At 65.5% G+C, this 10,188-nt stretch carries 7 protein-coding genes and 1 CRISPR repeat array (1 of these 8 running past the window's edge); of the genes, 3 read left to right on the top strand and 4 right to left on the bottom strand.

Going from position 1 to position 10,188, the window contains the following annotated elements; all coding sequences use genetic code 11:
- Positions 1–261 precede the first annotated feature (261 nt).
- The gene (locus ACFVW6_RS22390; RefSeq protein ID WP_378830715.1) at positions 262–468 is read left to right on the top strand and encodes a hypothetical protein; all 207 of its coding nucleotides are present in this window, start codon (positions 262–264) and stop codon (positions 466–468) included.
- Between the two features lie 67 nt (positions 469–535).
- On the opposite strand, the gene ACFVW6_RS22385 is transcribed toward ACFVW6_RS22390, so the two are convergent.
- The 4 genes from ACFVW6_RS22385 to ACFVW6_RS22370 all read right to left on the bottom strand — a co-directional run bounded on the left by ACFVW6_RS22385 (position 536) and on the right by ACFVW6_RS22370 (position 5,213).
- Positions 536–1,960: an NAD-dependent succinate-semialdehyde dehydrogenase gene (locus ACFVW6_RS22385; RefSeq protein ID WP_378830717.1), complete on the bottom strand. Its 1,425-nt coding sequence runs from the start codon at positions 1,958–1,960 to the stop codon at positions 536–538.
- Positions 1,961–2,024: 64 nt separating this feature from the next.
- Positions 2,025–3,134 carry an alcohol dehydrogenase catalytic domain-containing protein gene (locus ACFVW6_RS22380; protein WP_378830719.1) on the bottom strand — a complete coding sequence of 370 codons (1,110 nt, stop codon included), beginning with the start codon at positions 3,132–3,134 and terminating at the stop codon, positions 2,025–2,027.
- Between the two features lie 49 nt (positions 3,135–3,183).
- The gene (locus ACFVW6_RS22375; RefSeq protein WP_378830721.1) at positions 3,184–4,047 is read right to left on the bottom strand and encodes an SDR family NAD(P)-dependent oxidoreductase; all 864 of its coding nucleotides are present in this window, start codon (positions 4,045–4,047) and stop codon (positions 3,184–3,186) included.
- A 146-nt stretch (positions 4,048–4,193) separates the two neighbouring features.
- On the bottom strand, positions 4,194–5,213 hold the full coding sequence (locus ACFVW6_RS22370; RefSeq protein ID WP_378830724.1) for an AraC family transcriptional regulator: 1,020 nt from the start codon (positions 5,211–5,213) through the stop codon (positions 4,194–4,196).
- Positions 5,214–5,284: 71 nt separating this feature from the next.
- On the opposite strand from ACFVW6_RS22370, the gene ACFVW6_RS22365 reads away from it, so the two are divergent.
- Complete coding sequence (locus ACFVW6_RS22365) at positions 5,285–6,820, top strand: flavin-containing monooxygenase (RefSeq protein WP_378830726.1); 1,536 nt, start codon at positions 5,285–5,287, stop codon at positions 6,818–6,820.
- Positions 6,821–7,493: 673 nt separating this feature from the next.
- Positions 7,494–8,717, top strand: a complete 1,224-nt coding sequence (locus ACFVW6_RS22360) for a serine hydrolase domain-containing protein (protein WP_378830727.1) — start codon at positions 7,494–7,496, stop codon at positions 8,715–8,717.
- 410 nt (positions 8,718–9,127) lie between these two features.
- Positions 9,128–10,188: a CRISPR direct-repeat array (repeat unit 29 nt; unit sequence GGGCTCATCCCCGCTCGCGCGGGGAGCAC); it runs 982 nt beyond the window's last position.

Below are 10,188 nucleotides of genomic sequence, written 5' to 3'. Positions count from 1 at the left end.
CGCTGGACCTTCATCGCCGAGGTGCCCAAGACCAGCGTCGGCAAGTTCGACAAGAAGCGGCTGCGCGCGCAGTACGCCGAGGGCGAGCTGGACGTCACCACTCTCCCCTGACCGAGTACTCCAGCCAGAACCCGACGTCCCCGGAAGCCGATTTCGGCATCCGGGGACGCGCCAACTCCCCTGCGGCTGACGCGTCGGTTGCAGACCTCGCTGGTGGTCTACCGAGAACTCGACAAGCACCGCGCGCGAAATGGAGTCCAGATGCCACGAGCACGACGCAATCGCACCGGCGGTCGGCGCCGACACCGCAGCGACGCCGAGATCGTCGCCCAACTGAGCAGTCCCGGCTTGCGACGCCTCGCACAAACCGTCGACGGCCTACCGTGCTCGACCGTCCGGCAGATCATCGCGGTCGTCGACATGATCCGTGTGGTCGAAGGCGTACACACCGCGGTCGCCGATATCTGAGCACCGAGATTCCGAGGAATCACACCGCTGTGGCCGCGTGGAGAACCCACGCGGCCACAGCCATCCCTCACGCGTAGGGGTCGCTCACTGCGGTGTATCTGGTTTCCAGGTACTCCTCGATTCCTTCGAGTCCCCCCTCGCGTCCCAAACCCGATTGCTTGACGCCACCGAACGGCGCCGCGGGGTTGGACACCACGCCGACGTTGAGGCCCAACATGCCGGTCTCGAGCTGTTCCATCAGCCGAAGTCCACGGGCAGTGTCTCGCGTGTAGGCGTAGGCAGCCAGACCGTATTCGGTGCTGTTCGCCATCACGATCGCCTCCGGCTCGGTTTCGAACCGGATGATCGGTGCGACGGGGCCGAAGATCTCCTCGCGCAGCAGGCAGGAGCCAGGGTCCACATCCGCCAGCACCGTCGGCGGATAGAAGTGGCCTGGACCTGGGAGTGGTGCGCCACCGGTGCGTACGACGGCGCCGTGTTCGACAGCGTCGAGGACCAGATCGTGGACCTTGCGCCGGGAACCCGCGTCGATCAGCGGACCGATATGCGTGTCCGGATCGATGCCGGGCCCGACGACGAGCGCGGCCATCCGGTCGGTGAGTTTGTCGGTGAATTCCTCGACCACTGACTCGTGTACCAGGAAGCGGTTGGCCGCCGTGCATGCCTGGCCCATGTTGCGCAGTTTCGCGACGATCGCACCGTCGACAGCGGCATCGACGTCGGCATCGTCGAATACGAGGAACGGCGCATTGCCGCCCAGCTCCATCGACGTCCGCAACACGTGCGTCGCCGACTGGCCGAGAAGACGCCGGCCGACCTCGGTGGAACCGGTGAACGACACCTTCCGCAGCCGCGGATCGGTGATGATCGCCGACACGGTCTGGGCCGCTGACGATGTCGGAATCACATTGAGGACCCCCGGCGGCAGACCCGCATCAGCAAGAACCCTGGTCAGCAGGAGCGAGGTCAGCGGTGTGAGCGCGGCGGGCTTGAGGACCATGGTGCACCCGGCTGCGATGGCAGGCGCGATCTTTCGTGCTGCCATCGCGAGCGGAAAGTTCCACGGGGTGATCAGCAGCGTCGGCCCGACTGGATACTTGCCGACCAGCAGTCGTGTTCGGCCATCGGGTGCGTTGGCGAAGCGGCCCGCCGACCGCACCGCTTCCTCGGCGAACCAGCGAAGGAACTCCGCACTGTAGGCGACCTCGGCGCGGGCCTCGGCCAGCGGTTTGCCCATCTCGCGAGTGATCAATGCAGCGAATTCCTCGCTACGGGCGGTCACCGCATCGAACGTTCTTCGCAGGATCTCCGAACGGACGCGAGGCGCGGTCCTGGCCCAAGCTTGCTGGGCGGCGACCGCAGCGTTCAATGCGGCGAGCGCATCGTCGGGCGTCGCGTCGGCAACCGACGCCAGCGGACACTCGGTGGCGGGGTCGAACACCTGAAATGTCCTGGTGCCCTGTGCATCCCGCCACGTGCCGCCCTCGTACATCCGTGTTTCGACATCGGTGTCGATATCCGGGATGGTGGATGGTTTCGTACTCAACTGATGGCCTTCAATCTTGATCGAAGATGATGATTTGTCGGACGGCTCTGCCGTCGGCCAGTTCGTCCATGGCCGAATTGATCTCAGACAGCCGGATACGCGAGGTGATCAGCTGCTCGACCGGCAGCACGCCATCGCGCCACATCTGCGCGAAGATCGGAATGTCGCGTTCGGGTACAGCCGAGCCCAAATAACTTCCGATGATCGAGCGCGCCCCTGATACCAAGTCCAACGGTGCGATGGCGGCGCGGATCTCGGGGCCCGGCAAGCCGACGGTGACGGTTGTCCCACCGGGCGCGGTCGCTGCTACCGCGGTCTCGAAGGCCCGTGCGTTTCCTGCTGCTTCCACAACCACAGCCGCGGTGATCCCCGATTCGATGACTTCCTGCGGAGTGCAGGCCGCCGCGCCGGCTGCTCGCGCGTGGTTGAGCTTGTCGGGCAACGTATCCACCCCGATGACTTCCCCGCGACCCAGTGCGACGGCGGTCATCAAGGCCGCCATTCCCACCCCTCCCAACCCGACGATCATGACCGGGTCGCCCTGCTGTGGACGGCCTGCGTTGATGACCGCACCGCCGCCGGTCAGCACCGCACATCCCAATACCGCGGCGATGTCCGGCGGCACGTCGTCGTCGACGGGAACCACCGAGCGCCGGTCCACCACTGCGTGAGTGGCGAATCCCGAGACTCCGAGGTGATGGTTGACCGGCTTCCCGCCACGCCGAAGCCGCACTCTGCCACTGAGCAAGGTGGCTTCGTTGTTGGCGGCACTGCCCGGCGAGCAGGGCAGTCGCCCACCGGTCTTGCAGGCAGGACACCATCCGCACCGCGGGAGGAAGGTCATGACCACGCGTTGACCGAGGGCGATGTCGTCGACAGCGGGACCGAGAAGTTCGACTCGGCCGGCGGCCTCGTGCCCGAGCAGCATCGGTACGGGGCGGCGACGGTTTCCGTCGACGACCGAAAGGTCGGAGTGGCAGATACCGGCGGCTTCGATCCGCACCAGGATCTCGCCCGGCCCGGGCGGGTCGAGGTCGAGTTCGTCGATCACGATCGGCTCTGATCGTGCGTAAGGTCGAGGCTTTCCGATGTGTTCGAGTACTGCGCCCAGGATCTTCATTCCGCATCCGTCCTGGTGGAATCACTGCCGGTGAAGGGATCGGCGAGGTTCATCGCGCCGTCTCCGCTCGCCGCTGTCGGCCACCGCCGGGGCTCAGTCGCTTCAACACCGACAGGTACGAGGTCGGGAAGAGGCGGGCGACGATGTCGGCGGTCATGGCCGACGCCGCAATCAGTACGCGCGGCTTGCGCTGGGCCACCCCGTCGAGAATCTGCTCGGCAGCTTTGTCCGCCGGATAGGTCAGCAGCTTGGCGAATGCGGCTTTGCCTGCTCGCGCTTGTTCCTCCGATGCTGCGTCAGCGATCCTGACACCTTCGGCGATCCTGGTGCGGATCCCGCCGGGATGGACTGTCGTGACGGTGACTCCGTAACCAGCCAGCTCATGGCGCAGAGCTTCGCTGAAGCCACGGAGTGCGAACTTGCTAGCGGCGTAAGCGCATTGGCCGGGCGGCGCGATGAGGCCGAACAGGCTGGAGACGTTGACGATGTGGCTGCCGGGTGAGGCGAGCAACGTCGGAAGCAGCAATCGGGTCAGTACCACCGGGGCCCGGAAGTTGATGTCTTGAACCCACTGGAACTCCTCGGCGGTGAGGTCGCGGAAGTTCCCGCCCAGTGCGACACCGGCATTGTTGATCAGCAGCGTGATGTCGGGGTGCTTGGCGAGGATCACCTCGACGGCCGACTCCAGCTTGTCGAGCTCGGCCAGGTCGACGACGTAGGTCGCCACCTCTCGATCCGGGTGGCCCAGCCGCACCGCCTCGGCGACATCGGTAAGTCGTTCGGCGTCGCGGTCGACCAGCACCATGTTGCAGCCTCGAGCCGCCAGACCGTAGGCCATTTGTTCACCCATGCCGCTCGCGGCGCCGGTCACCAGCGCGGTAGCCCCCATGAATTTGTACGAGGACGGTGACATCGAATCTCCTTCAACAGTGGCGCGATATTTGATCGACCGCCAGTCTGTTGGGCAGCATCCCTGCGAACTTGATGTCAGACGACAACTATTTGATCCTGCACGACAGCACGTCGCGCGGATCGCCCTCGACTCGTTCGGATCACCGATCAGGGTGTCGCTGCGTCACCGCGACGAATCGCGCGCGGTGTGGCATTCCACCAACGTCGGCAACATCGGGTCAAGGTCGATTGCTCGCTCAACCCGACCAAGGCTGCGATCTGACTCATCGGCATGTCCGTGGTGGTGAGATAGCGGTGAGTCTGGTTGCGACGAACCTCGTCCAGAATGGCGGCGAACGATGTCCCTTCGGCCGCGAGACGGCGCTGCAACGTTCGTGGGTGAACTGCGAGAAGTCGTGCGACGACACCGATCTCGGCGGGAGTGGTACCCAGCGACTGCACAAGTGCCGCATGCACCTGAGTCCTGGTGGGAAGCGCGGGATGTGACGGCGCCTGTTCGGCCAAGAATGTCAGCGCCAGTCGCATCAAGCTCTCATCCGCTCCGGACAGGGGCAGAGTCGTGATGCTGCGCGGCACGCGCAAGTTCGCGGTCGGGCAGGCGACGCGCACCGGCGCCCCGAAGAATCGTTCGTAGTATTCGATCGGGGCGACCGGCCGATACGGCAGGTCCACCGAGCGCAACCCGTACCGCCCACCGACCAGGAGCTCGATGGTTCGGTGGAGGAAGCCGAGTCCGAGATCAACGCCCTGGACCGAGATGACCCGCCCTCCTGCGGATACCCCGTAGCGCAGAGCGATGACACCACGGGCCCCGTCCGGGTCTTCCTCCATCGCGATGCTCATTCCCTGTGCGTGCAGGAACAGATACCGTGAAGCACACTCGAGCGCGTCGGCGACAGTCGGTGCGTTGCGGATCGCCAACGACAGCGGACCCAGCATTCCCAGGTCCTGACGGCCCGCGACCCGCAAACCCAAATCGGGACAATCGAGTACCCGAGCGGCTTGTTCGAGAATCCGGGCGGCCACCAGATCGGAAATGAGCATGTCGTCGCTGTCGAGCGCGACCGACGGCAATCCCGCCCGCTCGGCGAGCTGATCGGCGTTGCCGCCGAGCTCGGCGACAGTAGCGCGGAAGCCCCGCAACGCCGCGGAACGAATCATCGACATGTCGCCCAGTATCAAATTTTTGTCGTCTCAGAGCAAGAACTCCCGGCTGGAGGCGGCAAATACTGGTTGCCATGACAGACGCCCTCCACTCAGCCACCGACCGCGAGCACCTCGATGTCGTGATCGTCGGCGCAGGCTTGTCCGGTGTCGGCGCGGCCTACCGGCTGCAGACCGAGTGCCCGACCAAGACCTACGCCGTCCTCGAGGCCCGCGACTCGCTGGGTGGCACGTGGGATCTGTTCCGATACCCCGGGATCCGCTCGGATTCGGACATGTTCACCCTCGGCTATCCATTCCGGCCGTGGCGCGAGGCCAAGTCCATCGCCGACGGCTCCTCCATCCTGCGCTATATCCAGGAGACGGCGAGCGAGTTCGGCATCGACCAGCACATCCGCTACAACACCAAGGTCGTTGCCGCGGACTTCTCCTCCGCCGACGCCCATTGGACGTTGACGGTCGAGCGGCGCCGCGCGGACGGCACCACGAACATCTCCACGCTGACCTGCACTTTCTTCTACTCCTGCGCGGGCTACTACGACTACGACCGTGGCCACGCACCCGAGTTCCCCGGCCTCGAGGCCTTTACCGGCACGGTCGTGCATCCTCAGTTCTGGCCGGAGCAGCTCGACTACACCGGCAAGCGCGTCGTGGTGATCGGCAGCGGTGCGACCGCGGTGACCTTGGTGCCCTCGATGGCACCGGATGCCGCGCACGTGACGATGTTGCAACGCTCGCCGACCTGGATCAGCGCCGTCCCGAGCAGGGACAAGATCGCCGACCGGTTGCGTGCCGTCTTGCCCGCCACCGTCGCCCATCGGATCATCCGGACGAAGAACATTCTGTTCAGCACAGCCTTCTACCAGTACTGCCGCCGACGGCCCGGCGCGGCGCGCGAACTGCTCATCAAGATGAACACCCGCATCCTCGGCGACGCGCAGCTGGTGGAGCAGCACTTCACGCCCAGCTACGACCCGTGGGACCAACGGCTGTGCGCCGTCCCCAGCGCCGACCTGTTCAAGTCGATCAAGAGCGGTGCCGCCGAAGTCGTCACCGATCACATCGATACATTCCTCCCCGACGGTGTCCGCCTCCGATCCGGCCGCGTACTCGAAGCCGACATCGTGATCACAGCGACAGGGCTGCAGCTCAAGGCCTTCGGAGGAGTTCGGCTCCAGGTCGACGGCCGCCCCGTCGACCTGCAGTCGCAATTCGTCTGGCAGGGCGCGATGATCAGCGCGGTGCCCAACTTCGCCATGTGCATCGGCTACACCAACGCATCGTGGACGCTCCGTGGCGACCTCACCTCACGCCTGGTCTGCAAAATCCTCAACCACATGGACAGGAACAACTTGGCCGCGATCGCGCCCAAGGCAGACCCCACCCTGCACGAACGCCCCCTGCTCGAATTGGCCGCAGGCTACGTCCAGCGCTCGATCGGCGAGTTTCCCCGCCAAGGCGACCGCCGACCGTGGAAGGTCCGACAGAACTACCTCCTCGACTCGCTGACCACGTTGCGCACCGACCTCACCGCCACCCTCGAGGCGACACCCGTCACCGCGGCAGACGATACGTCCGCCGCGGCCAACGGAGTCAGTTCCACCGTCTGACTCGGATCAATCAAGTTCGCCGACCTCACCACGACCGGCCGTGGTGAGGTCCACGGCGATCGATCGGTCGTCGCGACGGCGCCGCGCGCTTCCCACTTCCAACACGACCGTGACAGACCTCGTCTGGGCCTCATCTAACGGCGTCGCGACGTTCCGGTACGAATGTGCGGCGATCTGGTTCGCACCGCGCCCGAACACCGCCCGTACCCCTCTCCGGCGAGCGCTACCGCCGCGGCCATCGGCATCGCGCTGAGCCCGCAATTCCCACGGTTCATCTATCCGAACCATCGCCCCGGAAGGGCGATGGCGGCACTGCCGACCCCAGCGGATACGACCCCGCCGGCCAGGCCTCTTGATGGGCCTGACCATGGAATTCTCCGCATATCGGGCATCCTCGCGAAGTACGACGCAGACCACACCGACCGTGATAGTCCTATATCACTCCGTAAATGGTCGCAGTACAACGAGGTGGTGCGAAGTGGATTTACGATGGCGATCGAGGCTGACACCCACCGCGGTCAGTTGGCCGACCATTCTCGCGCTACTTATCGGCGTTGGGATACTCATCAGCGCCCCTGCCGCGAGCGCGGTACCTCGGGTTTGCACAGTTCCGGAAGGGGATGCCGCTCCGCAGTCCGCCGCGCCCGCGGAGGTGGATATCGACCGGCAGGCAATGGACGAAGCGATCGCCTTCGCGTCGTCGCGTATGCGGATCAACATCCAGATCTTCCGCAACAACTGTCTCGTCGGAACCGGCCCATTCAATGCAACGACCGGGAATGTCGCGTGGCATCTGTGGAGCTCGACGAAGGCGGTGACGGCGTTGGTCGCCGGCGTCGCTGTCACACAAGGGCTGCTGCGCCTGGATGCACCGATCGGTGACTATCTGCCGGAGGGTGAAGGAGACGCCGCCCATCGCGCGATCACCGTGCGAGACCTATTGACGCAATCTTCAGGCCTGCGGCAGTCGCTGGCCGCGGAGGCCCTCACCGCACTGGTTCCCGACCTCAACACAGCCCAGCAAGCCCTTGCCCTGCCGATAGAACACCCTCCGGGCACGCACTTCGCGTACTCTCAGCGCGGTCCCGACTTGCTTGCCTACATTGTCCAGCGTGCGGTTGGACGAGACCTGCAGGAGTTCGCTCAGCAGAATCTATTCGACCCGCTGGGGATAGACGCCGACGACTACTACTGGAAGCGCGACCGCGCAGGCAACACCTACGGGTTCGCGTATCTCTTCCTCCCACCGAACGACTTCTCCAGAATCGGGCTACTGCTGCTCAACAGCGGAGAGTGGAACGGCAAACGCCTGATCGACACGGCCTACATCGACCAGCTCCGCCAGCCGTCCAAGTCCAACGCGTGCTACGGCTTCCTGGTATGGCTGAATCGAACTCCCTGCACGGGGGTCACACTGCCTTCCCAGAAGACCGTCGATATCGCGGCATTCGATCCCATGCCGCCAGACACCTATGCCACCGTGGGATTCTTGCATCAAACCAATTTCGTTGTCCCAAGCCTGAATTTGCTCGTCACTTGGAACGGCGTCCTCGGAGACGTGTCACCTGACCCGAGCACGCTGCTCTCCATCAACAGCAACAGCGAACTCTACCGCGAGTTCCTCCGGCTACTCGCGCGTGCGATCACCGACGTCGACCTACCGGATCCGGGACCGTACAGCCCCAGCACGAACCTCGATCTGGACCCGCCCGGGGTATTCGATCTCAACGTCCTGTTGGCGTCATTCGGCGTTGGACCCTACGCCCCCGCGGGATGCACGTTGGTGTCCTGTGGCGGCACCCCGCTGGCACCGCTGTTCAGCAGCCCCGAACCAGCATGCCTCAGCGGAGTCCTCTGCCTGCCAGTGCCCGGAGCACCTCAGCGCGAGGGACAGTAGGTCGACAAACGACCACAGTAGATTCCGGCGATCCATGGAACACGTGGTTCGCGACTCGTTGTCGACGTCACAACCACGGAAGCAGTGTCAGCCGGACTCCGTTGCTTGAAGAGGCTACGTTTCTGCACGCATTCTGCACGAAAATGGCTGGCCGAACGCGGAAAACCACGTCTGACCAGCCATTATGTGTGGTCCCAGCTGGTTTCGAACCCGCCAAGGCGCCGACACCGAAATCGGCCGCAACCTCGAAAAACAGGGCCCTACCTGGGAGATCCTCCACTACCCTTCGGCCGCAGGCATACGCATTAATGGGTAGGTTTGAGCTGCGCTATTGCACGTATATTGCACGCCAACGAGCCCGAGGCGGCGTCACGTTGAGGGTCGGCCGCGTCGGACTTGTGGCAGTAGTGGCTCTCATCCCCGCTCGCTCGGGGAGCACAGGTCGAGGTGCAGTCCGTCGAGACCGAACCCGGGCTCATCCCCGCTCGCGCGGGGAGCACCCGAACAGGCTCCAGTCGGCGAACTCGACGACGGGCTCATCCCCGCTCGCGCGGGGAGCACCACCCGCTCTCCCCGCCCGCGCAGGTGCAGCGGGGCTCATCCCCGCTCGCGCGGGGAGCACTACGGCCAGGTGCCGGAAATCGAGTGGGACGGGGGCTCATCCCCGCTCGCGCGGGGAGCACCCGCCCGGCTCGGAGGTCGACATACCGGCCGCGGGCTCATCCCCGCTCGCGCGGGGAGCACGCCTTGCGGTTGATCAGGTGCGTGATAGTGAGGGGCTCATCCCCGCTCGCGCGGGGAGCACCACCACCACCGCCCGCGCGTTCCTGTTCGAGCGGGCTCATCCCCGCTCGCGCGGGGAGCACTCGGTGCTGCCGGTGTCGAACGACGGGATGATGGGCTCATCCCCGCTCGCGCGGGGAGCACAATTCCTTGAGCGCGTCAGCGACCTTGTCGGCGGGCTCATCCCCGCTCGCGCGGGGAGCACCGGGACGTCCGGCCGGAGCTCCGTTATATCCAGGGCTCATCCCCGCTCGCGCGGGGAGCACGGTGTGGCGATCGTCGGCGAGAACGGCCCGGAGGGCTCATCCCCGCTCGCGCGGGGAGCACGCCTCTTTCAGCGCGCGCAGCTGCCGGCCGAGGGGCTCATCCCCGCTCGCGCGGGGAGCACTCGCCGTTCCTCGCCGATGCCCTCGAAGAAGTGGGCTCATCCCCGCTCGCGCGGGGAGCACCGCCGTCGCGCCGGAGTGGCCCGAGGTCGAGCGGGCTCATCCCCGCTCGCGCGGGGAGCACTGACCCGTAGGCAATGCGTAGCTGTCTTCGAAGGGCTCATCCCCGCTCGCGCGGGGAGCACATGCCCGACCCGCCGAGCACGGCACTCGGGTTGGGCTCATCCCCGCTCGCGCGGGGAGCACATCCACAGGAAGGCTTCTTCCGGGCAGTTCGGGGGCTCATCCCCGCTCGCGCGGGG

It is taken from the genome of Nocardia sp. NPDC058244 (assembly GCF_042882065.1).
Taxonomy (GTDB): Bacteria; Actinomycetota; Actinomycetes; order Mycobacteriales; family Mycobacteriaceae; genus Nocardia.
This window is presented reverse-complemented; position numbering and strand designations above follow the sequence as displayed.